The 22,751-nt window shown below is 69.1% G+C and carries 17 protein-coding genes and 2 pseudogenes; 10 read left to right on the top strand and 9 right to left on the bottom strand.

Annotated features, from left to right (window positions below):
* Window positions 1–172 precede the first annotated feature (172 nt).
* The 4 genes from IE217_RS18720 to IE217_RS18735 all read left to right on the top strand — a co-directional run bounded on the left by IE217_RS18720 (window position 173) and on the right by IE217_RS18735 (window position 3,035).
* A complete protein-coding gene (locus IE217_RS18720; protein WP_190179033.1) occupies window positions 173–376 on the top strand; it encodes a cold-shock protein in 204 nt (67 codons plus the stop codon).
* 338 nt (window positions 377–714) lie between these two features.
* The gene (locus tag IE217_RS18725; RefSeq protein WP_190179034.1) at window positions 715–2,211 is read left to right on the top strand and encodes a DEAD/DEAH box helicase; all 1,497 of its coding nucleotides are present in this window, start codon (window positions 715–717) and stop codon (window positions 2,209–2,211) included.
* A 45-nt stretch (window positions 2,212–2,256) separates the two neighbouring features.
* Window positions 2,257–2,658 (top strand): CBS domain-containing protein, encoded by a 402-nt coding sequence (locus tag IE217_RS18730; protein WP_190179035.1) that lies wholly within the window; start codon window positions 2,257–2,259, stop codon window positions 2,656–2,658.
* A gap of 50 nt (window positions 2,659–2,708) precedes the next feature.
* On the top strand, window positions 2,709–3,035 hold the full coding sequence (locus IE217_RS18735; protein WP_190179036.1) for an SCO5918 family protein: 327 nt from the start codon (window positions 2,709–2,711) through the stop codon (window positions 3,033–3,035).
* 71 nt (window positions 3,036–3,106) lie between these two features.
* On the opposite strand, the pseudogene IE217_RS35535 reads toward IE217_RS18735, so the two are convergent.
* Both IE217_RS35535 and IE217_RS18740 read right to left on the bottom strand, forming a co-directional pair.
* Window positions 3,107–3,241: pseudogene (locus IE217_RS35535) on the bottom strand (IS30 family transposase); the annotation flags it as partial.
* A 494-nt stretch (window positions 3,242–3,735) separates the two neighbouring features.
* Entirely contained in the window at window positions 3,736–4,095 is a 360-nt protein-coding gene (locus IE217_RS18740; RefSeq protein ID WP_190179037.1) for a GvpU-like protein, read from the bottom strand.
* Window positions 4,096–4,864: 769 nt separating this feature from the next.
* Between IE217_RS18740 and IE217_RS18745 the strand changes: the two genes are divergently transcribed.
* A complete protein-coding gene (locus IE217_RS18745) occupies window positions 4,865–6,550 on the top strand; it encodes a ribonuclease J (protein ID WP_190179038.1) in 1,686 nt (561 codons plus the stop codon).
* 158 nt (window positions 6,551–6,708) lie between these two features.
* Here the strand turns inward: IE217_RS18745 and IE217_RS18750 are convergent, their stop codons facing one another.
* Both IE217_RS18750 and IE217_RS18755 read right to left on the bottom strand, forming a co-directional pair.
* Window positions 6,709–7,827, bottom strand: a complete 1,119-nt coding sequence (locus IE217_RS18750; RefSeq protein ID WP_190179039.1) for a fatty acid desaturase family protein — start codon at window positions 7,825–7,827, stop codon at window positions 6,709–6,711.
* A 7-nt stretch (window positions 7,828–7,834) separates the two neighbouring features.
* Complete coding sequence (locus IE217_RS18755; RefSeq protein ID WP_190179040.1) at window positions 7,835–8,890, bottom strand: ferredoxin reductase; 1,056 nt, start codon at window positions 8,888–8,890, stop codon at window positions 7,835–7,837.
* An 87-nt stretch (window positions 8,891–8,977) separates the two neighbouring features.
* Here IE217_RS18755 and IE217_RS18760 point away from each other — a divergent pair, with 87 nt between their 5' ends.
* Complete coding sequence (locus IE217_RS18760) at window positions 8,978–10,117, top strand: PucR family transcriptional regulator (RefSeq protein ID WP_190179041.1); 1,140 nt, start codon at window positions 8,978–8,980, stop codon at window positions 10,115–10,117.
* Window positions 10,118–10,976: 859 nt separating this feature from the next.
* Here the strand turns inward: IE217_RS18760 and IE217_RS18765 are convergent.
* The 5 genes and pseudogenes from IE217_RS18765 to IE217_RS18785 all read right to left on the bottom strand — a co-directional run.
* Window positions 10,977–11,714, bottom strand: a pseudogene (locus IE217_RS18765) (response regulator transcription factor); the annotation flags it as partial.
* A 724-nt stretch (window positions 11,715–12,438) separates the two neighbouring features.
* Window positions 12,439–13,788, bottom strand: a complete 1,350-nt coding sequence (locus IE217_RS18770; RefSeq protein ID WP_190179042.1) for an MFS transporter — start codon at window positions 13,786–13,788, stop codon at window positions 12,439–12,441.
* Window positions 13,785–14,996 (bottom strand): type III PLP-dependent enzyme, encoded by a 1,212-nt coding sequence (locus tag IE217_RS18775; protein ID WP_190179043.1) that lies wholly within the window; start codon window positions 14,994–14,996, stop codon window positions 13,785–13,787. The genes IE217_RS18770 and IE217_RS18775 overlap by 4 nt, the downstream gene beginning before the upstream one ends.
* Window positions 14,993–16,708, bottom strand: coding sequence for an IucA/IucC family protein (locus tag IE217_RS18780; protein WP_190179044.1), 1,716 nt, complete (start codon window positions 16,706–16,708; stop codon window positions 14,993–14,995). The genes IE217_RS18775 and IE217_RS18780 overlap by 4 nt, the downstream gene beginning before the upstream one ends.
* Window positions 16,709–16,767: 59 nt before the next feature.
* Window positions 16,768–18,351 (bottom strand): IucA/IucC family protein, encoded by a 1,584-nt coding sequence (locus IE217_RS18785; RefSeq protein WP_190179045.1) that lies wholly within the window; start codon window positions 18,349–18,351, stop codon window positions 16,768–16,770.
* Window positions 18,352–18,949: 598 nt separating this feature from the next.
* Here IE217_RS18785 and IE217_RS18790 point away from each other — a divergent pair.
* From IE217_RS18790 to IE217_RS18805, 4 genes are all read left to right on the top strand, one after another.
* Complete coding sequence (locus IE217_RS18790; protein WP_190179046.1) at window positions 18,950–19,699, top strand: response regulator transcription factor; 750 nt, start codon at window positions 18,950–18,952, stop codon at window positions 19,697–19,699.
* Window positions 19,696–21,198 carry a sensor histidine kinase gene (locus tag IE217_RS18795; protein WP_190179047.1) on the top strand — a complete coding sequence of 501 codons (1,503 nt, stop codon included), beginning with the start codon at window positions 19,696–19,698 and terminating at the stop codon, window positions 21,196–21,198. The genes IE217_RS18790 and IE217_RS18795 overlap by 4 nt, the downstream gene beginning before the upstream one ends.
* A 91-nt stretch (window positions 21,199–21,289) precedes the next feature.
* Window positions 21,290–21,433 carry a hypothetical protein gene (locus IE217_RS18800; RefSeq protein WP_190179048.1) on the top strand — a complete coding sequence of 48 codons (144 nt, stop codon included), beginning with the start codon at window positions 21,290–21,292 and terminating at the stop codon, window positions 21,431–21,433.
* Window positions 21,434–21,877: 444 nt separating this feature from the next.
* Window positions 21,878–22,699: an ABC transporter permease gene (locus IE217_RS18805; protein WP_190179129.1), complete on the top strand. Its 822-nt coding sequence runs from the start codon at window positions 21,878–21,880 to the stop codon at window positions 22,697–22,699.
* Window positions 22,700–22,751 lie beyond the last annotated feature (52 nt).

The following is a 22,751-nucleotide window of genomic DNA, read 5'->3' on the forward strand; positions in this document are numbered from 1 at the left end:
CTGTCGATCTCAGTTGCAGTTGTGGTTCCCAAACTTCAAGTGCCCTCCGGGTGGCGCCTGTGCCACTGGAAGCACTTTTGTTACCCGGTCTTTTCCCGGCGGGGTGATCATCGCGGCGACACGGGGCCCGCGCAGTGCGGATCCCGATGCACTGCCCCAAAGGAGAAATGATATGGCTTCTGGTACTGTGAAGTGGTTCAACGCGGAAAAGGGCTTCGGCTTCATCGAGCAGGACGGTGGCGGCGCTGATGTGTTCGCCCACTACTCGAACATTGCCGCCCAGGGCTTCCGCGAGCTGCTGGAGGGCCAGAAGGTGACCTTCGACATCGCGCAGGGCCAGAAGGGCCCGACGGCCGAGAACATCGTCATCGCCTGACGCTGACTGTAGCGTACTGTAGCTGGGGCCCGCGTCCTTCGGGGTGCGGGCCCCAGCTACTCGCATTTTCCGCAGTGGTTTCGCCTGCGGACGACAACCAGGAAACCCGTAGGCTCACCGCATACGGGGCATCCTTCAGGGGTGCACGCATCCCTTCATCGCGGCGGATTGCTTGAACACCGCGTCCGCTTCGCGCCACTCTTTCCAACTCCTGTGCCGCACGGATTTTTCGTCGGTCAGATTCGCTTTCGCATTCCACCGGTCCATTCTTGCAATTCTCTGTGCTGCTCATTGCTGCGGGAATTCCTTGATATGTGCCGCATCGAGGAAGGTTCCGCATGAACCGCACACGCACGAACGACCGCTCCACCCGCACCCGTAACGGCAGTGCCGAATCCGGAAGGGGCGGCAGCCGATTCGGTTCGTCGGCCAGGAGCCGTTCCGGCGGGCCGGGCCGTTCCGGTGGCTACGGCCGTCGGCCCGCCGCGGTCCAGGGGGAGTTCGCGCTGCCCAGGACGATCACTCCCGCGCTTCCCGCCGTGGAGGGCTTCGCCGATCTCGACATGCCCGGAGCGCTGCTGGGCGCGCTCAGCTCGCAAGGCGTGACCGTGCCGTTCCCGATCCAGGCCGCGACCCTGCCGAATTCCCTCGCCGGCCGGGACGTACTGGGCCGTGGTCGTACCGGTTCCGGCAAGACCCTCGCCTTCGGGCTGGCGCTGCTGGCTCGTACGGCCGGGCAGCGCGCCGAGGCGAGGCAGCCGCTGGGGCTGATCCTCGTACCGACGCGTGAGCTGGCGCAGCAGGTCACCGACGCGCTCGCCCCGTACGCCCGCTCCGTGAGGCTACGGCTGGCCACGGTGGTGGGCGGAATGCCGATCGGCCGACAGGCGAGCGCGCTGCGCGCCGGCGCCGAGATCGTCGTCGCCACGCCGGGACGCCTCAAAGACCTCATCGACCGTGGCGACTGCCGACTGAACCAGGTTTCCATCACCGTCCTCGACGAGGCCGACCAGATGGCCGACATGGGCTTCATGCCGCAGGTCACCGCCCTGCTCGACCAGGTCCGCCCCGAGGGGCAGCGCATGCTGTTCTCCGCCACTCTCGACCGCAACGTCGACCTGCTCGTGCGCCGCTACCTCAGCGACCCCGTCGTGCACTCCGTCGACCCCTCGGCCGGCGCGGTCACGACGATGGAGCACCACGTGCTCCACATCCACGGCGCCGACAAGCACACGGCCACCACCCAGATCGCCGCACGCGACGGCCGCGTGATCATGTTCCTCGACACCAAGCACGCCGTCGACGGCCTCACCGAGCACCTCCTGAACAGCGGGGTACGGGCCGCCGCCCTGCACGGCGGGAAGTCACAGCCCCAGCGCACCCGCACACTGGCACAGTTCAAGACCGGACACGTCAACGTGCTGGTAGCGACCAACGTCGCGGCGCGCGGCATCCACGTCGACAACCTCGACCTCGTCGTCAACGTCGACCCGCCGACCGACCACAAGGACTACCTCCACCGCGGCGGCCGTACCGCCCGCGCAGGAGAGTCCGGCAGCGTCGTCACCCTGGTCACCCCCAACCAGCGCCGCGGCATGACCCGCCTCATGGCAGCGGCCGGCATCGTCCCGCAGACCACCCAGGTCCGTGTCGGCGAAGAGGCCCTGCACCGCATCACCGGTGCTCAGGCACCCTCCGGCATCCCGGTCGTCATCACCGCACCGGTGGTCGAACGCCCCAAGAAGCGCGGCGCCACCTCACGCGGTCGGCGCCGCCCCGTCTCGGCGGCTCGCCGTGCGCTCGTACGGCAGTCCACCGCCGGTGCGGCGGCATAGAACCTTCGTGTCAGGAAGCCCGCCCAACTTCGCAGGAGGCACCCTTTGACGCTGGACCAGACGCAGTTCCGCTCAACACGTACCAACGCCGTGCAGACGGCGGCCGATCCCGCGGACGCGGCCGGACCGCAGGTCTGGGAGGACATGACCGTGGAGGTGGCACTGTCCGTGATGGCCGCCGCCCGTACAGGTCAGCTGGTCGTCTGCGACGAGGACGGTCTGCGCACCGGCCTGGTCACCCGGGACCGGCTCACGGCCGTTCGTGACGGCTCCGGATACACGGACCGGATCCGCCTGCGTGACGTCGCCGACGTCATCGGGCCCTTCGCCTCGCCGCTGGCCACGAGGGCCGAAGCCGAGCGTGCGATGCGCTGCCGCCGGCTCGGGGCCCCGCCCGTGATCGACGGACACGGCAACGCTCTGGGCGTCCTCGCCCTCTCTCGCTGAACCGCCGTCACCCCTGCCCGGCCCCGTCTTCCCTTCTCCCTGGAGGCATCATGCGCTGTGTCATCGCCCGCTTCCCGTTCGACCTGACCAAGAGCGGCGTGGTGGAATCGATGAAGGGCATCACACCTGAGCTGGTGACCGGTGAGTTCGTCATCATCGGACGACGCCACTACCCCGCCAAGCAGGTCGGCCAGGTCGTCACCCGCCAGGACCGCCGTGATTTCAGCACCGGCGAAGTCCTCAGGGCCATGACCCGACTCGGCTTCACCTGCCGCACCCGCCCCGCCGCCGCAACCGCGCCCATGGCCGGCCCGTACCAGCGGGCGTCCGCAACGCTCGGCTCTCCCCCTGTCCGCCTGACATACGGACAGGTGTGAGCCGAACCGGCAGTGAGGCTCCACCGGCGTGGGCGAATTCCAGGGGCCGTAGCAACACTGCGGTGAGTTGATCAAGCCGCGAGCAGTTTGCACAGACGCTCGGCTGGGGTCTCCCAGTCGAGCCTTTTGCGTGGGCGGCAGTTGAGTTCGGTGGCGGCGGCGTCCAGGTCCTCGCGGGTGTGGCGGGATAGGTCGTGCCCTTGGGGGCCTCTGTGTTTGTCAAGGTGTCTGGTGGGGTGGCGTAGGCTCGCTTTCGGCGGGTCGGGGAAGTGACTTGTCCGAGGAGTCGGCCGTCGGGGTTGGGGCGACCGCGCTGGATGCTGTAGTCGCCCCGGTCGGCCTCGGTGAGGTAGCGCGACGGGCCGACGGGTTCCTCGGGGTCAGCCGGGGGTTCGGGCGCTTGCCAGGGCAGCCCCGTGTCCACGATGGGCGGGGCTACCCTGTACCTCCCGGATGCCTGCCGGCCGTAGAGCCAACGCTCGGGTGCGGCGGTTAATGCCGATGATCCGACAGGCTTCCGTGTTCTCTATTCCAAGATCCTCGAGCCGAACGTGTTCCTCCCGCTCGGGGTCCGACTTCCTGAGGCCGCCGATCCTTCCGGATCTCGAAGTGCATCGCACCCCTTGGACTGGGGTGTTGCGACGACCACTAGAACGGAAGCGTGCCGGTGGGGCCTCACTGTGTGCCGTGGGTCGGTGAGTCAGTGGTCGGAGTAGCTGAAGTCGCCCACGGTCCAGGCACTGACGTCCTCGATCGCGACGCGGTACATCCCGCCTGTCTCCGGGATCCCCACCGTGCCCTGCAGGATCCGGGCGACGTGGAAATGCAGATGCGTGGGCGGTCCCTCCTTCCTCGCGGGGGTGTCGAAGACGGCGGAGAACTCGCCCAGGTCGGCGGAGTCCGTCAGCACCTCGGACACCCTCTGCCTCCACATGGCTTCCGGAGCCAGCCGACCGGTGATGACAGCACCACTGGTGACCACGGTCAGGGACATCTGATTGCTCTGCCCGGACTCCACAAGGGCAGCTATCGCAACGAGCAACTCGTCAAGCTTCGGCATGGGGTCGGATTCTATGCACCGGCCCGCCCGGGCGGCTTGGACGATGGCGCAACCGGGCGAGACGGGCGCATACGGCTCCCCTGAGCTCCCCTGGTGCCGCACTACAGGCCGGGGGTGCGCATGTGCGGCGGCTGTGAGCCAGGGGCGTGCTTCGAGGCACTCGTCTGCGGATCGTTCATGCCCGGCCCTTGCCTACCCGACCCTGCGCCCCGCCCGCCAACCCACCCGAGCCACCGTGCTCGCCGGAGCGGGCTGAGGAATCGCGGTCGACGCGCCGCGCCGGTCGACGCGCCGCGCCGGTCGACGCGCCGCGCCGGTCGACGCTGCCACGGGAAGCTCCGCGGGCGGCTCTGGGTCTCATCCGTGCGTCGGACCTGCGCCGCGGACGGCCCCAGTATTCGCGGATCGGCTCAGTGGGAGACCTCATCGTCGAGCCGCAGCAAATCTATGCTCGCTGGAGTAGACATTCGCACTTCCGGCACAGCGCCGACGGCACTCGGGCACTGCCGTACACCGAGTGGCCCAGCGGCGAGGCGCACCGGGAGGCCGCGGAGGCCGGCCACCACGACAAGAGGCACGAGATCCTCGCCGGTACCACCGGGCTCACGGGAGACCCACCGAAGACGGTACCGCCTTGATCCCTCCCTGTCCGGCCGCCGGCGTCATCGGATCGTCCCCGGACACCCGTTGTGGTGCCCCGACCCTGTCGGGAGGAAGAGATCGAACAGGCAATGGATCACCTGTCCCGCTCTCCGGGTACCGTCAGGGTATGAGTCATCCGCACCCCGAGCTGAAAGCCGCCCCTGCCCTGCCTGAAGGAGGGCTGCGGGTCATCGCCCTGGGCGGCCTGGGTGAGATCGGCCGCAACATGACCGTCTTCGAGCACGCGGGCAAGCTGCTCATCGTCGACTGCGGCGTGCTGTTCCCCGAGGAGACCCAGCCCGGGGTGGATGTGATCCTGCCGGACTTCACCTCGATCCGGGACCGGCTGGACGACATCGTGGCCGTGGTACTCACCCACGGCCACGAGGACCACATCGGCGGCGTGCCGTACCTGCTGCGCGAGCGGTCCGACATTCCCGTCGTCGGCTCCAAGCTGACGCTGGCTTTCCTGGAGGCCAAGCTCAAGGAACACGGCATCCGGCCGCGCACGGTGCGGGTGCGGGAGGGCGACCGGCGTGGCTTCGGGCCCTTCGACTGCGAGTTCGTGGCGGTCAACCACTCCATCCCGGACAGCCTCGCGGTCGCCATCCGCACCCGGGCCGGGATGGTGCTGCACACCGGCGACTTCAAGATGGACCAGTTTCCCCTCGATGACCGCATCACCGATCTGCGCGCCTTCGCCCGCCTCGGCGAGGAGGGCGTGGACCTGTTCCTCACCGACTCCACCAACGCCGAAGTACCCGGCTTCACCACCTCCGAGCGGGAGCTGAACCCGGCGATCGAGCAGGTGATGCGCACCGCGCCACGCCGGGTCATCGTCTCCAGCTTCGCCAGCCACGTGCACCGCATCCAGCAGGTCCTGGACGCCGCCCACCAGCACGGCCGCAAGGTCGCCTTCGTCGGCCGGTCGATGGTCCGCAACATGGGCATCGCCCGTGACCTGGGCTATCTGAAGGTCCCCTCCGGTCTGGTCGTGAGCACGAAGGAGCTGGAGAAGCTCCCGGACCACAAGATCACTCTGGTGTGCACCGGCTCCCAGGGCGAACCGATGGCCGCGCTGTCACGGATGGCCAACCGCGACCACCTGATCCGCATCGGCAAGGGCGACACCGTCCTGCTCGCCAGCTCCCTCATCCCCGGCAACGAGAACGCCATCTACCGGGTGATCAACGGACTCACCCGGTGGGGCGCCCACGTGGTCCACAAGGGCAACGCCAAGGTGCACGTCTCCGGGCACGCCAGCGCCGGCGAACTCGTCTACTGCTACAACATCGTCAAGCCCCGCAACGTCATGCCTGTGCACGGCGAATGGCGTCACCTGCGGGCCAACGCCGACCTCGCCATCCGTACCGGTGTCGACCCCGACCGGGTCGTCATCGCCGAGGACGGCGTCGTCGTCGACCTCGTCGACGGGCGCGCGTCCATCACCGGCAAGGTCCCCGCCGGCAACGTCTACGTGGACGGCATGGAGGTCGGCGGCGCCACCGAAGCGTCCCTCAAGGACCGCCTCACCCTCGCCGCCGAAGGCGTGGTCACGGTGGTGGCGATCGTCGACGCGGACACCGGCGCCCTCGCCGAGGCACCCGACTTCCTGGCCCGGGGCTTCGTCCATGACGACGCCACCTTCGAGCCGGTCATCCCCGTCATCGAGAAGACCCTGGCCACCGCGGCCGAGGAAGGTGTCGGGGACGCGCGCCAGCTCGAACAACTCCTCGCCCGCGCCGTGGCGAACTGGGCGTTCCGCACCCACCGCCGCAAGCCTCTCATCATCCCCGTCATCATCGACGCCTGAGCCACACCCGAGCAGGCGTCCGGGGGCGGTCGCCGATGTGCACGAGGTGAAACCGGGCGACGAGTCGGTCCTGATGTCCAGCCTCAGTGCGTGGCGATTCCGGAGCCCGCGGACAAGGGCGCCTGGCCTCGGGTTCGTGAGCCAGGCGCTTGTACCCATCAGGCGGCGACGAGCTCGTGCTCACGGTCCGGCGTCTTGACCTCGGGCTTCCTGTTCGGCAGCGAGAGCCGGAAGACCTTGCGCCACGCGGAGAACACCTGTTTGGGCAGCGGTCCGGTGACGTACTCCAGCTCGTACTTCTCGAACAGCGCGCGCACCTTCACCGCGACCTCGGCGTACCGGTTGCTCGGCAGGTCCGGGAACAGGTGGTGCTCGATCTGGTGCGACAGGTTGCCGGTCATGAAGTGCATGGCCCTGCTGCCGCTGATGTTCGCCGAGCCCATCATCTGGCGCAGGTACCACTGGCCGCGCGTCTCGCCGTTGATCGACCGGCGCTCGAAGACCTGCACGCCCTCGGGGAAGTGCCCGCACATGATCACCGAGTGGGACCAGATGTTGCGGACCAGGTTCGCGGTGAACGTGGCGGCGAGCGTGGTGAGGAACGACGGGCCCGACAGCAGGGGGTGGATCACGTAGTCCTTGAGCACCTGCTTGCGGATCTTGCGGCCCACGGCCTTGGCCCGCGCGCGGAACTCCGGGTTCTTGCGGCGCCGCTTGTGCAGGTTCTTGCCGAGCTCCAGGTCGTACGCCGCGATGCCGTACTCGAAGAAGCAGGCGTTGACGAAGTTCCACAGCGGCTGACCGAGGTGGAACGGGTGCCACTCCTGGTCCTCGTCGACGCGCATGATGCCGTAGCCGAGGTCGTTGTCCTTGCCGATCACGTTGGTGTACGTGTGGTGCAGCTCGTTGTGCGAGTGCTTCCACTGGTCGGCCGGCGAGACGTGATCCCACTCCCAGGTCGTGGAGTGGATCTTCGGGTCCCGCATCCAGTCCCACTGGCCGTGCAGGATGTTGTGGCCGATCTCCATGTTGTCCATGATCTTCGCCACGGACAGACCGGCGGTGCCGAGCAGCCACGCGGGCGGGAACATCGAGAACAGCAGCACGCCCCTGCTGACCAACTCCAGCTTGCGCTGCGCCGAGATGACCTTGCGGATGTAGGCGGCGTCCTTCTCGCCGCGGCCGGCGATCACCTCGTCACGGATCGCGTCCAGCTCGCGGCCGAGCTCCTCGATCTGCTCCGCCGTCAGGTGGGCGGTGGGGTCAATGGCGGTCAAGGTGCTCCTACCGTTCGATGTCGCAAGGGCCCGCCGCGGCGGACACACAGGTCTGGATGAGGACGCCCGGCTCGGCCTCGGTGATCTCGCCGGTGCGCAGGTCGCGGACGGCGCCCGCCTTGAGTGGCGTGACGCAGCCGAAGCAGATGCCCATACGGCACCCGGACGGCATGAGCACGCCGGCCTCCTCGCCGACGTCCAGCAACGGCGTGGCGCCGTCCGCGTCGACGGTCTTGCCGGTGGCGCTGAACGTGACCTCGCCGCCGTCGCCGGCGACGACGATTTTGGGGCGGAAGCGTTCGGTGTGCAGGCGCACTTGGACGCCGTGCCCGCTCCAGTGCTCTTCGGCGGCGTCAAGCAGGCCCGCGGGCCCGCAGGCCCAGGTCTCGCGCTCGGCCCAGTCGGGCACGAGTTCGTCGAGACGGGCGATGTCGAGCATGCCGTCCGTGTCGGTGTGCACCTCGATGAGCCGCAGCTTCTCGTCCGCGACCAGATCGTGCAGTTCGTCTCGGAAGATGACGTCCTGCGCCCGTGGCGCGCAGTGGACCATGACGACGTCGTCGAACTCGGTGTCGCGCAGCATGCCCATCACGGGCGTGATGCCGCTGCCGGCCGTCAGGTAGAGCACCTTGGCGGGCTTGGCCGGCGGCAGCACGAAGTCACCGGTCGCCTGGTCGAGCTGGATCAGCGTGCCCGGTCTCGCCCTGCGGACCAGGTGGTTGCTGACCTTGCCGTCCGGGATCGCCTTCACGGTGATCGCGACGCGGCCGTCCTGGCGGTTCGTCGGCGAGGTGATGGAATAGGCACGCCACAGGCGTACGCCGTCGACGTCGACCCCGATCCGCACGTACTGACCGGCTGTGTGGCCGCGCCAGCCCCGTCCCGGCCTGATCACGACCGTCGCGGCGTCACCCGTCTCGGGGCGCACGGCCTCGATGCGCCCCCGCAGGTCGGCGCCCGCACGCAGTGGGCTGACCAGGTCGAGGTAGTCCGACGGCAGCAGCGGTGTCGTGACCATCTCCAGCAGTTTCCACGCCCTGCTGCGCAGGGCTGCACTCGTCATGACTCCAGCTTGCTGCGTCTCAGGGCGTAAAGTCCTGACCGTAGGACGTGAATCTGGTGGGTGCAATTGTTCGCAGGGAATAAAAACGTGAGTCGTGTGACCCAGAGGGCCAGCGAGCTGGCCCTGGATGAGACGACGGTCACCGCACTTCGGGCCGCGCTGAAGACCACCGCCGACGAGGTGGTCCAGGCGATCATCGACGAGGTCCCTTCCTACGCCAACGCCCTCTCGGGTCACATGGGCGCCACCATCCGCCGAGCCGTTCGCACCGCCCTCGGGCACTACCTGGACCTCGCGAGCGGGAACGCCACGGGCGGCGACGGCGGTGACGCGGCCTACGAGCTGGGCCGCGGCGAGGTGCGCGACGGCCGTTCGATGGACGCCCTGCTCAGCGCCTACCGCGTCGGCGCCCGCGTGGCCTGGCGATGCCTGGCGGCGGGCGCCGTACCCGCCGGTCTGCCCGCAGCCGAGGTCGCCAAGTTCGCAGAGCTGACCTTCGCCTACATCGACGAGCTCTCCGCCGCGAGCGCCGCGGGCCACGCCGACGAACTGGCCGCCCGGGGCAGGGCCCACGAGCGCCATCTGGAACACCTGGCCCGCGACCTCCTCGCCGGCGTGAGCCCGGACGTGCTGCTGGCGTCTGCTCAACGGGCCGGATGGCAGCCTCCGGTTACGCTGACGGCGGTCCTGCTGCCCGCCGCCCAGGCCCGGCCCGCCTACCGCGCGCTCGACCCGAGCACCCTCGTCCTCGACGATCTGCCGGACGCCACCGGTGTGCTGCTCGTCCCCGATGCCGACCGAGCACATCTCTTGCGGCAGCTGACCGACCGCACCGCCGTGGCCGGCCCGGCCCGGCCATGGACTCGCGCGTCATCCTCGTACGCACGAGCCGCACGCGCGCGCTCCCTCTCCCCGGATGTCCGCGACACCGAGGACCACCTGCCCGAGTTGGTGCTGAGCGCCGACGCGGACGCGTTCGCAGACCTGCGTGCCCGAGCCCTCGCACCGCTGCGGACCCTGCCTGTGGCGACCGCACGGCGGCTGGAGGAGACGTTGCGGGCGTGGCTGCTGCACCAGGGCAGGCGGGAGGAGGTGGCGGCGGCGTTGTTCGTCCATCCCCAGACGGTCCGGTACCGGATGTCGCAGCTGCGGGAGCTGTTTCCGGACCTCGCCTCGCCACACCGGGTCCTTGAACTGACGCTGGCGGTCGGCCTTCGGGCCAGTTGACGCATCGGTGAAGCGCTACGCGGCCCGGGAGGTCGTTCCATCTGGTCGGACCTTGCAGTCGTAACCTCCGTTGCAGGGGCGGTCGTGAGACGTGAGAGGGGCTGGGGCGTGAGTGAGACACCCCCGAACACCCTGCAATACCGCTTCGACGGGCCAGAAGACGCTCCGGTCCTGATCCTGGGTCCCTCACTGGGTACCACCTGGCACAGGTTGTAGAGACCGTCTCCGGGCGTCCACGTCAGTCCAGGGCGGGTGCGTAATAGCAGGTCAGGGCATCATGTCCGAGGCTGTCGACGTAGTTGGTGACAGAGGTGTGACAGCGCCCGTGACAGCCGGTGATAGGGCGAGGCCGCGCAGGGGAGCACGCTGGCGGGGCCTCTGTCCGGAGCCACGAGACGAAGTCCCACCGGAGCACTCCGGTGGGACTTCGTCTCGAGTTCGACTGTGCTTGCGCGCATGACGCGCTCGGATCCTCATGTAAGAGGTGTTCCTGCGAGGCGCTCGGGGGTCGCTGGATTTGCGATCGCAGCCAGCAAGACGGGGATCACGCACGACTAACACGGCCAGTGGAACTACAGCATTAGCGCCGGCGGTGAACGATGGAGGTCGATGAACCCCAGCGTCCCGATCGCGTATGCGGCGTCGAACGGGACGGCTTCGGCCAGATATTCGGCCACGTCTCCATGGACGAACTCCACCCCTTTGTACGTTCTCGAGCAGCGTTGCGTTTCATCGTGGCGCTCCGATCGACGGGGCTGTCCTTCCTGGGACTTGTCAGTGACCCGGGAGCATCCCGGCTGGGTGTTGGTCTCGCCGACGGGAGTGACTCGCTGATGGCGTCCGACCGGCTCGGCTCCGGGAGTTCTGGCCGGAGGACGTAGCCGGCACCGGGCACGGTGTGCAGGAGCGGCTCGCGGCCAGCGTCGATCTTCTGCCGCAGGTAGCCGATGCACAGTTCGACGACGCGGGAGCGGTCGCCGAAGTCGTGGGACCAGACCTGGTCGAGGATCTCTGCGGTGCTGTGCGCGCGGTGGGGGTTGCGCATCAGGAAGCGCAGCAGGGCGAACTCGTTGGAGGTGAGGTCCACCGGTTCGCCTCCGCGGGTGACCTCGCGGGCCTCCTCGTCCATCGCCAGGTCGGCGACCACCAGACGACGTGTGGCACGGACGGAATCCGCCTCCTGCCGGGTCATGCCGGCACGGCGCAGCATGGCCCGGAGGCGCGTGACGATCTCTGCGAGGCCGACCGGCTTCGTGAGGCAGGCGTCGCCTGCCGATATGTCCGCGTCCAGGACATCGCAGGCGGTGAGGAAGAGCACGCACACGCTGGGCAGGAGTGCGTGGATGTGGTGTGCCACTTCCGAGCCTTGGATGTCGGGTAGCAGCATATCCAGCACCACCGCGTCCGGGCGGAACCGTTCGGCCAGGACCACGGCGCCGGCGCCGTCTTCGGCACTGCGGACGTGCCAGCCCTGATACCGCAGCACCGTGGTGACTACATACTCCGCATCGGGCTCGTCGTCCACGACGAGGATCCGCGCGGGAGTGCCGTCCGCGCGCAGCAGGGGCGGGAGCTTGAGTGCGGGCTGCGGGTCCATGACGCCGTCCTGTCGGCTGCTCGGTGGAGAAGGGGAATACCCGAGACTGCCATGCGCAGCTCTGAGTGGGCTCTCAGTTCCTTGGTCCGGCAAGCCCTGGTACGGCTGCCGGCCGCATCGCCCGTCGGCCTGGTCCCGGCGAGCTGGAAACGGGTCGGATAGCGGTGGGCGGCGCGGACGCGGTGGGTCGGCTACGCCCTCGCGGACGTCGCGGCGGCCGTCCTGACCGGGCCGTGGCTGGTACTGGTTGCCGCCGGACTGGTGGAGGTTGCGTTCCAGGCGAGAGCGGCCGGGGCGCGTGCCGGTCGGGCTGCAGAGTTGCCGGTTCCGCCGGCGGTGCTCGTCCCTGCGGCGGGTGTTCTGGGGCCGCTGGCGTGGGTGGCGTTGAAGGCGGTGGCGCTTTCGTACGGCCGCGGCTTCGTGATCACCCCGCTGAAACGGACCGACGCAGTCGACCACTACCAGCCCGCCGTCCCGACGGGCAGTGTCGCAACCGATGTCGGCTTTCGAGCCCAAGCGGCCTGGGAGCGGGCGGTCCGAGTGGGGCCCAGGCCCGGGCCGGAGCCGCAGTTGCGGCCTGCCGTCGCTCCGACCGGGTGAGTGGGCGGGCGCACTGCCGCTCGGCACCCACCATGGTCCTGCCCCATCGGCGTCAGCGGACAAGCCTGTTGGTGTGTCGCGCTCTGGATTTTGAGGAGAGCGGAAATTTGGAAAGAAGCCGTGCTCAGGGCGCGGCCCGGGTGGAGGGGGCCGTGCCGGATGTGCTGGCCGATGGTGTGCCGGGCAGCGCTGCGGCGATCGGTCCGGCAGCCTGTCTCGGGCTGTCCAGCGGCTGGCGCTTGGTGATCAACGGGGACAGGGCGAGCGCGGAAGATGCCGAGAGCATGCCGCCGAGGATCAGGGTCGAGCGAGTGCCGAAGGCGTCGGAGACCACGCCGACGAGGGGGGCACCGATGGGGGTGCCGCCGAGGAGGACGAGGAAGTAGACGGACAGCACGCGGCCGCGCAGGTGCGGTTCGGTATGCAGTTGGGCCAGGGCGTTGGCGGTGGTGGTGACGGTGACCGCGGCGTAGCCGGTGGGGATCAGCAGCGCCATGAAGGTGCCGTAGCCGGGCATCACGCCCAGCGCGGCTTCCAGTACTCCGAAGACGGTGGTTGCGGTGACCAGACGGCGTGCGGTGGGAGGCTGACCGCCGTGGGCCGTGAGGACGGCGCCGATGAGGCTGCCTGCCGCGTAGGCGGCCGAGAGGTAGCCGAAGGCGGCTGCGCCGGAGTGGAAGACCCTGATGGCTGCGAGGGAGATGGTGACCTGGAAGTTGAGGCCGAAGGCGCCGACGACGGCGATGAGAGTGATCGCGAACAGCAGTTGCGGGGTTGTGGTGATGTGGCGGAACGCCTCGGTGAGCCGTGGACCACGGTGCTGAGGCCCGCTGTGCTCGTGTGGTGCGCCGGTCGGGGCGGTGATCAGGCCGTACAGGACCGCCAGGTAGGAGACGGAGTTGATGAGGAACACCGGGCCGGTACCCAAGGCGGCGACGGTCAGGCCCGCTGCGGCAGGGCCGAGGATGCGAGCGACGTTGAACTGGGCGGAGTTCAGGCTGACCGCGGTGGGCACCCGGTCCCGGCTGACCAGTTCGGAGATGAAGGCGTTGCGGGCGGGGCTGTCCACGGCGGTTGCGGTGCCGAGGGCGAGGGCCAGCGCGTACAGGGACCACAGGTTCACTGCCCCGGTGACGGTCAGCAGTCCCAGCAGCAGGGACTGCACCGCCATGGCGGTCTGCGTGATCAGCAGCAGCCGGCGCTTGGGGAACCGGTCGGCGAGGACGCCCCCGGTCAGGCCGAGCAGCGTCTGGGGCAGGAACTGCAGCGCGGTGATGACACCGACCGCGCTGCCGCTGTTTCCGGTGAGGTGGAGGACGAGTAGATCCTGGGCCGCACGCTGCATCCAGGTGCCCACGTTGGAGGTCAACTGGCCGAGCAGATAGCGGCGGAAGGGTCGGACGGCCAGTGTGGCGAGCGCCGTGCTTGGAGTCTTGCTTGCCCTCCGTGCGCCGGCTTGGCGGTCCGTGCTCATGCCGTCTGGAAGGCGCAGGCACCGGCGATGGGCGTGTCGGCGTCGTCGACGTGGTGGAAGGTCGGGTGGGGGTGCATGAGGAAGTCGTGGTGGGAGATGTTCCAGGCGTAGGCGCCTGCCATGGCGAAGGCGATCCGGTCGCCCACCCGCAGCCGGTCGACCCTGGCGCGGCGGGCCAGGACGTCCTTGGGCGTGCACAGTTGTCCGACGAGGGTCACCGGCTCGTCGCGGGCCTCGGGGCGGGTCCAGGGCTGGTGCCAGGAGTCGTCGGGGATGACCTCGAAGGGCTGGTTGTGCTGTTTCGCGGCGGGGGTGCGCAGGTGGTGTGTGCCTCCGCGCAGGACGGCGAACGCCTCGCCGCGGCTGAACTTGATGTCCAGGACCTCGGTGACGTACCAGCCGCAGTAGGCGGTGACCGAGCGGCCCGGTTCGATTCGCAGTGTCAGGTCGGGATGGCGCTCCAGCGTCCGGCGCAGCCCGATCCCGAAGGTCGGCCAGTCGAAGACGTCGCGGGGGTGGGCGTAGTCGACGCCCATTCCGCCTCCGATGTCGACCTCGCTCAGGGTGATCCCTCGGTGGTGCGCCCAGCGGTCTGCCCAGCCCATGACCTGGTCGACGAGGGCCAGGTGGGCGCGCGCGTCGAGGCCGTTGGCCAGGTGGGCGTGGAGCCCGTGCAGCCGGATACGCCCGTCGGCGGCGATGATGTGCAGGCATCGGTCCAGCTGGGAGGGGTCCAGGCCGAAGGGGCTGGGCCCGCCGCCCATGGCCAGCGCGACCGACCGGATCGCCACGGGCACGTTGACGCGCAGGAGGACGTCGGCGGTGCGGTCGCCCAGTACCGTCGTCAGGGTGCGCAGCTCATGTTCGCTTTCGATGTGGAGGCGTTCGGCACCGGCGTCCAGGGCCTGGACCAGTTCGGCCGGGGTCTTGCCGGGTCCGCCGAAGGCGATCGGCGCGTCGGGCAGGAGGCCGCGGATGTGGCGGATCTCGCCGCCTGAGGCCACCTCGAACCCGTTCACGTGCTCGGCGAGGGCCTGCAGCAGTCGGGGGTCGGAGTTGGCCTTGGTGGCGTACAGCAGTTCAACGCGTTGCGGCAGGGCGGCGCGGATGGCGCCGGCGTGTCGGCGCAGGCCGGGCAGGTCGTAGAGGTAGGCGGGCAGGTCGTCGTCGGCGAGCTGGTGGACGTGGTGCAGCAGGGCGGCTCTCATAGGGTCACCTCGCGGGGGAAGTCCGCGCCGAGTGGGCTGGTCAGGGGCACGTAGGTGGCGTGTCGGTCGGCTTTGCGGGCCCACCGCAGAAGGAGGTTGGCTTTGGCGGGCAGCGGCACTCCGCAGAGCAGGGCGCGCAGGCGTGGCGGCCTGCCGACGCTGTCGGCGTAGGCGTCGAGATGGTCGCGGACCAGGCCCCACAGCGCCGGCTCGCGTGCCGGATCGAGGTCGGCGAGGGCGCCGAGCACTTCGGCGACGTGGTTGACCAGGAGGCAGTAGGCGACCCGGTTCCAGCCGCGTTCGGCGTCGTAGGTGAGCGGTTCGCGGACGTCCTCGGGCAGGTCGGCGAGCGCATGTGCGTGGTGGTGGGGCAGGAGCTTGGTGCCCTCCAGGTCGCGGAAGAGCATGTGCGCGGGTGTGCCGTTCGCGTTCACTCCGACGATGACGTTCTGAAGGTGCGGTTCCAGGACGACGCCGTGTTCGAAGTAGGCGGCGAGCACGGGGGGCAGCAGCAGTCGCAGGTAGGTGTTCCACCAGGCCAGGACGTCCCCGTCGCCCCGGGCCAGCAGGTGGGAGACGTGGGCGGCACTGTTGGGGTACTCGTCCGCGACCGCGGCGCCGAGCAGGGGTGTCACTCCTGGGCGCAGGTGGGGGCGCAGGCCGGAGCGGACGATGACACCGAAGCCCTCCAGCAGTGCGGTGTCGCCGTCGGCGGCGAGTGTGCGGTAGCCGGGCTCGGCGAGCAGCGCGCATCCGGGGAAGCGTTGGGTGAGCCGGTCCATGACGGGCTGGAGCAGGCGGTTCAGCGCGACGGCGCCGGACAGTTCGTAACTGGCGTGTTTGCGGACGCAGTTGGTCAGGCGGACGTTGAGGCTGAACTTCAGAAACGTGTCGGATTCGGGCTGGTAAAGCGTGCGTACCGACGCGGTCGGAACCCACTCGGGACCGCTCGCGCCGCAGTCCAGGACCTCTCCCGCCGCCATCGCCGCACGCAGACGGTCGTGCCGGCTCAGCAGCCGGAACTGCCAGGGGTGCACCGGCAGCGTCACGAAGTCGGGGTCGGTCGGCGGGCACAGTGCGTCGAGTGCGCGCAGGTCGCCCTCCTCCTGCACCAGGTGGCGGCGTACCGCCAGGTGATGCAGGCGGAAGCGGGCGCCGGTCTCCGGTCCGTACGCCAGCCAGTCGGCCGGATCGCCGGTACGGGCTTTGGGCGTGGGATGGAAGCGGTGGCCGAAGACCAGGGACTGTTCCGACGTCAGGTAGAGGTCCTGCTGCGGCACCCCGCGGGCACGGCGTTCCAGTGCGGTGCGCATGGTCTCGCGACTGTCGGCCACCTGGTCCAGGAATTCCCCGTTCGTCACGCCGGTGCGCAGGTGCAGTTCCTCCTGGATGTACCCGGCCAGTTCGCGCCAGCCCACCGTGACCCAGGCGGTGTCGTCAAGCCGTTGGACGGCGCCTTGGAACCGGTGTGCGCCGATCACCGAGACTCGGCGCAACCGCGCCCGCAGCAGCAGTCCGCTGCGGGCCAGGCGTAGCAGGAGGTGGTCGTGGTCGACGGTCACCTGGTGCTCGGGGGCGCAGACCTCGCGGATCAGGCAGTTGAGCAGGGTGTGGACGGTGACGGCGTCGGCGGTCTGCGTGGGTTGATCGTCGTGCGCCCCAGTAGCAGGGACGGCTTCGGGGACGGTGGGGGCAGTGGTGGGGGTGGTCATGCGGAAGCTCCGGTGCGCGGGAAGGGGTGCATGAGTGGTGCGTCGGGACGCCGGGGTGGTCAGCTGTGCCGGGCGAGGGGGTTGGGGATGGCGGTCCACTGCGCCGTGCCGGGGTCGTCTGCCAGACGCATCGCGATGGTCGCCTTCAGTGGCAGGGTGTCGCCGAAGAAGGCTGACGCGTCCCCCGTGCCCGGCAGGTCGGCGTATACGCGGCGGCCGACCTGGGCCACCGTTTCCCACAGTGCTGCGGGGTCGATCGCCCGGGTCCGGGCGAGGACGTCGACCAGCTCGCTGAACACACCGCTGAGCAGTCCTCCGAACAGTTTGGTGCGCAGAGTGTCCATGTCGTCGCCGGCGCGGGTGCCGGCCAGGGGCGGCAGAGTGAATCCCCAGGCAGCGAGCCTGAGGGGACTGATCCGCACCCCGTCCAGGTCCCGGTACAGCACCCGCACCGGCCGTCCGTTGCGCAGTACCACCAGGGTGTTCTGGCCATGGGCCTCCAGCGCCACTCCCATGGACAGCAGCGTCAACGCCGGGGGCAGCACGAGTTCGGCGAAGTCCGCCAGCCAGCGCACGGGATCCCCGGCCACGACGTCGGCGCCGGTGGCATGCACGGCTGTCAGCGGTACGGCGATCTCACCGGCGTCGAGGTGGGAGTCGGTGGATTCCCGGAGCATCGCGGCCAGGCTCGCGGACGCCTGCCCGTCCACGCGTACGGCCCCACCCCCGAGTTCGCGCAGGACGCGCAGGCTCTCGCCGAACCCGGCCTTGTCGATGACCGCCGAGACCAGCTCCGACAGCGGCGGTCCGTCGACCACCTCTACGGGGGAGATCGTGCGGCGGTAGTTCGTGACCTGTACATCGAGCGCGGTCTTGATGTGGCAGCCCGCCAAGTCGGCCAGCGGCGCCACGGTGCGCAGCGACAACAGGGGACGGGCCGGGATGGTACGCGTGGTCGTGGTGAGCTCAGGATGGCGCACCAGTACGTGGTTGCGCTGCCAGGGGTGGACCGGGAGCAGATGTGTGTCGCCGTCCTGCAGTTCAGCGGGCCATGTGCCAGTTCCCTGCCAGCGGTCGGCGGGGACAGGCAGCAGCGCCAGGTCGATCACCGGGTGGTGCTCGGGCGCGTAGGCGAGCACTTCGGCGACGGACATGCCCGTACGGGTACGGCAGCACGGGTGTTGGGGGTGGCCGTCGACCACTGCCTGTTCAGCATCGACGGAATCACGCGGCGCAGTGGGCCCCTGGGCGTTCGCCGCGCGGGCCAGGGCGAGGTTCACGACGCTGTTGTCGAGCTCCGCCGCGAGTCGCTGGGCGCCAGACGTATGCAGTCCCAACTGCGCGAGCAGCTCTATCGGTTCATGGACCGTTCCGTCGGGCCCTGCCACGGTGAAGCCCTCGGGCACTTCGGCGAACCGCCGGGCATCCGTGTCGGCCGCCGCCAGCCGGGCGCCATGGCGCAGAGTCACGATCAGTGTTTCCCCCTCTCGATGGCGGGCGGTCACTCCGGGCAGCGGCTCCCGGGCAAAGGCGCCCCAGAGGCGGCCGAGCACGGTGGCCCGCGCTCCGGGGAGTGCGGCCCTGAAGGGCTCCACGAGATCCGGGCGTACCCAGCGCAACTCGTCGATCGTCGTCTCGGACATGTTCACCGCCCCTGCCTGGTACGGGAGGGTCGATTAACGAAGGTGTCAGTGTGGATCGGCATGTCGAATTTCCGGTTGTCGGGGATTTCCGTGATGCGGCACATCGGTGGGTCAGGCCGCACTTCGGACCCTAGACGACGGCGGGTAAGCGAAAATCCAGCGCCATTACAAGGGATCCCGAGCATGCTGATGCGAATGCCGGAAAATTGGGTCACCTTTCGATCCACGCGTTCGTTCCGCGAAGCCTGTCCACGATCAGTGCGTAGGTGCGCTCCACGGCCGACAGGTACATGCGTCTTCGGCGTGAATCCCCAGCTGGCCAGTAGTAGTCACCCATTCCCCGTGGATTCCCGTCGGCGGTGGTCGTAGTGGCTCGCCGCTCCGATTCTTAACCATCACCTAACCATTCCCTATCGCTGTGCTGGACGTTCTCCATGGCCTGGGCCTACGGCGTGCGCCATCCGGCGGACTTCCACCGCCGAGGCATTGACGGCTGTGCTTGCTTCGGCGTCACACGGCAAGACGGAAATCACTGAGACGGGGGAATGGACCGGCGTTTGTGCCGCACGACCTGTCTGCCGTTTGTGAACCTGTCGGCATGCACGTCTTGCTGATCGAGGATGACGACCGGGTGGCCGAACCGCTGGTGGAAGGGCTGCATCGGTTCGGGTTCACCGTGGAACACGCGCGAACCGGCGCCGATGGCCTGGCCGCGGCAGAGCCGGCGATGGTGTTGTTGGACCTGGGGCTGCCCGACATGGACGGCATCGATGTCTGCCGGGCACTGCGAACTCGTTCCTCGGTGCCGATCATCATGATCACCGCCCGGGACTCCGAGGTCGACCGGGTGCTCGGCCTGGAGCTGGGCGCGGACGACTATGTGTCGAAACCCTTCGGGGTCCGGGAGCTGGTGGCAAGGATCCGAGCTGTCACACGCCGAGCGCGGACCGTACCCGTCGACGGCGGATCCGTCCCGTCCCTTTCCGGCGGAAACCTCGTTTGCGATGCCCAGCGGATCGGCCCCCTGAGCATCGACCGCCGCACGCGGCGGGTGTGTGTGCACGAGGCGCCGATCGCCCTGGCACCCAAAGAGTTCGACCTGCTGGTCTGCCTCGCCGAGGATCCCGGAGCCGTCTGCTCCCGCCAGCAGATTCTCGACTCGGTCTGGGAGCCGAACTACTTCGGCCCCACGAAGACCCTCGACGTACACATCGCCGCGCTGCGCCGCAAACTCGGAGACCCCTCCTGGATCGAGAACATCCGCGGCATCGGATTCCGCCTGGCCCCGCCCACAGGCCCCCGAGCCAGTCCTGCAGCCGGGTTCGGGCCGTGGCAAGGCGCCCGATGACCCGCCGCCTGTTGCTCAGTTACCTCAGCCTCATACTGCTCGTCCTGCTCGCGCTCGAGGTGCCGTTCGGCTTCCTCTACGCCCGAAGCGAGCTGAACCGCTTTTCCCACACGGCGGAGCTGGGCGCCGTGACGCTTGCCGCCGTATGCGAGGAGAAACTGGAACACGGACTGATGTCGGACCTTCCCGACCTCGCCCACAGCTACGCTCGACGCACGGACAGTACCGTGCTGGTGACCGACCGCAAGGGCATCGTCCGCGTCGATACCGCGACCGCCTCAGCCGTGGGCAGGAACCTCTCCTCCGAACCGGACATCGCCACCGCACTGCGCGACCAACCCTCCACCGGCATCAGCGAAGACCTTGTCCCGGGCAGGAAGGTCCTGTTCGCGACCGCCCCCGGTACGTCGAGCGGCACCGTTCCCTGCGTGGTGCGGTCCCTGTACTCCCTGGCTCCGCTCGCACAGAGGATCCACGCGACCTGGGGGGCGCTCGCCCTCGTCGGGCTGGGCGCTCTCGCCGTGGTCGCCCTGATCGGTTTCGTGTTCGCCCGCTGGATCACCCGGCCCCTGCGAGCCCTGGAAGACGCCACTGCACAACTTGCCGACGGCCGCCTCACCAACCCGCCTGCCACCGACCGCGGGCCGCCGGAGCTGCGTCGGCTAGCCGCCTCCTTCAGCCGCACCGCAACCCGGCTGCAGCACCTGCTCCACACCCAGGAGGCATTCGCATCCGAGGCGTCGCACCAGCTGAAAACCCCGCTGACCTCGCTGCGTCTGCGCCTGGAGAACTTCGAACCCCACCTCGCGCCCTCTGCCCAGGCGAGCCTGAACGATGCGATCGGTGAAGTGGGACGGCTCAGCCGTATGGTCCAAGGGCTGCTCGCGCTTGCCCGGTTGGAGAATTCGGCGATCACACCCGAGACCGTCGACCTCGACGCCGTCGTCGCCGACCGTGCGGCGATATGGGCGGCGTTCGCCGGCGACCAGCGCGTCGGCATCGCCGTGGCCGGCATGCCGGTCGGCAAGGTGCGGGCGGTCACGGGCGCACTCGAGCAGATCATCGACAATCTCCTGTCCAACGCACTGCGTGCGTCCCCTCCAGGCACCACCATCACCCTGGCTACCGTCACCGCACCCGCCAACGGCGGCTGCACGCAGCCGATGGTCGAGCTGCATGTGGTCGACCAAGGGGCAGGCATGACCGAAACCGACCGGGAACGAGCCTTTGATCGGTTCTGGCGTGCTTCCGATGCTCACCATGACGGGACTGGCCTGGGCCTGCCCATGGTTCAACGTCTCACTCACGCAAGCGGCGGCGACGTCACACTGAACGCCGCACCCGACGGCGGACTGGACGCCGTGGTCCGGCTGCGACCCGCGCAATGCGCCCGCCCCCGGAACCAGCCGACGGTCCATTGCAAATGCCCTCCGCTGCGGGGCTACGGTACGGCTGGCAGCCGCAACGCCGCCGAAACGGTTTCACGTCCGGACCCGTGACCGAGGGAGCAGGCCGACTGGTACCTGCCGATGCCGGCGCATCGCCAGCCATCAGCGAACCTGCGGATGGCTGTCCTCGCCTCGGTGGCTGATGACGACGAGGCCGCATGCCTGGTGCCGGGCGCAGGAAGACGAGAAGGCGCTGGCGAGCGGCGACAATGGCTTCACGGTCTCGCTCGGCTGCCTCCTGGACGGCTGTGCCGATCACGGCTCCTACGTGCAGGAGCGCACGTAGTGTCGCCGCCTCGTCCGGGCGCCCGTAGCGCGCGAGCTCCGTGTCAAAAGCTGGTTCTCGTTCGTCGTGACCCGGCCGCTGCGTCAGCGTCTGCCGCCCCGCTGCCGTCGGCATGGATCCACGGACACGTCCGGCCCTCACCGGCCCCAGCACCGTCCGACTCCGCCTGGTGTCCGGGCCGACGTCGACCATGCCCGCGTACCACATCCGTGCAGCCACCGTAGCCCGTGACCGGCAGAAGCAGGCAGATCCAGGACGTCCCCGCAGTAGTCCTCTGCAGACTGATCGGACGGGCTGCACCGACGTAGACTCCGCTGTCGGCAAGGTCAGACGGCCTGGCCGAACTCTCTTGTGGCCCGGCACCACGGTCCGGGCAGTGGTGCCTTTACGGTCCTTGAGGTGGGGAATGTGACGTCGAGTGCGGCATCTCTCGTACCGGTCAACATGGACCTGGGCGTCCTACTCACCGCTCTGCTGCTGCTGGCTGCCGCAGTCGCGGGCTGGTTCCGCCTCGACCCGCACCCCCACAAGAGCCGGGCGTTGGAGATCCTGGTCGCCGGGCTCCGCGCCGCCGTTCAGCTCGCCTTGGTCTCGGTGGTCGTCGCCTGGGCTGTCAGGTCGCTCCCGGGGCTGCTGGCGTTCCTCTGCCTCATGTACGGGGTGGCCGTGCGTACGGCCGGACGCAGACTCACCAGCAACGGCACCTGGTGGCTGGCGGCAGCTCCGATCGCTGCCGGTGTAGTACCTGTTGTCACGGCTCTCCTTCTGACCGGACTCGTCCCGCTCAAGGGAATAGCCCTGATTCCCGTCACGGGCATTCTCATCGGTGGCGCGCTCACGGTGACCGTACTCGCCGGGCGCCGTGCTCTTGACGAACTGTCCCAGCGTCACGGCGAGGTGGAAGCCGCGATGGCGCTGGGATTCGCCGACCGGGACGCACGGATGGAAATAGCGCGCCCCGCGGCTTCCGACGCTCTCCTGCCCGGCCTGGACCAGACCCGTACAGTCGGACTGGTCACGCTCCCCGGCGCGTTCGTCGGCATGCTCCTGGCAGGGGCCGGTCCGGTCCTGGCCGGAGCGGTGCAGCTGTTCGTCCTGATCGCGCTCATGGCCGTGCAGTCCGTTGCGGTGGCGGTGACCTTGGAGCTCGTCGCCCGCCATCTCCTGTATCGACCGCTGCCGGACGCGCAGACGGCATCGCCACACAAGACCAAAAGGCTGAATGCGCATTGGCGTCGAGCCGCACCTGTGAGTAGGGGCGACTGACTGGCGGCCTCCCGGTCAGCGCACCGGTCGCCGGCGCAGCAGTGCGGTTGCT

Origin of the sequence: Streptomyces naganishii JCM 4654 (genome assembly GCF_014650575.1) — a bacterium.
Lineage (GTDB): Bacteria > Actinomycetota > Actinomycetes > Streptomycetales > Streptomycetaceae > Streptomyces > Streptomyces naganishii.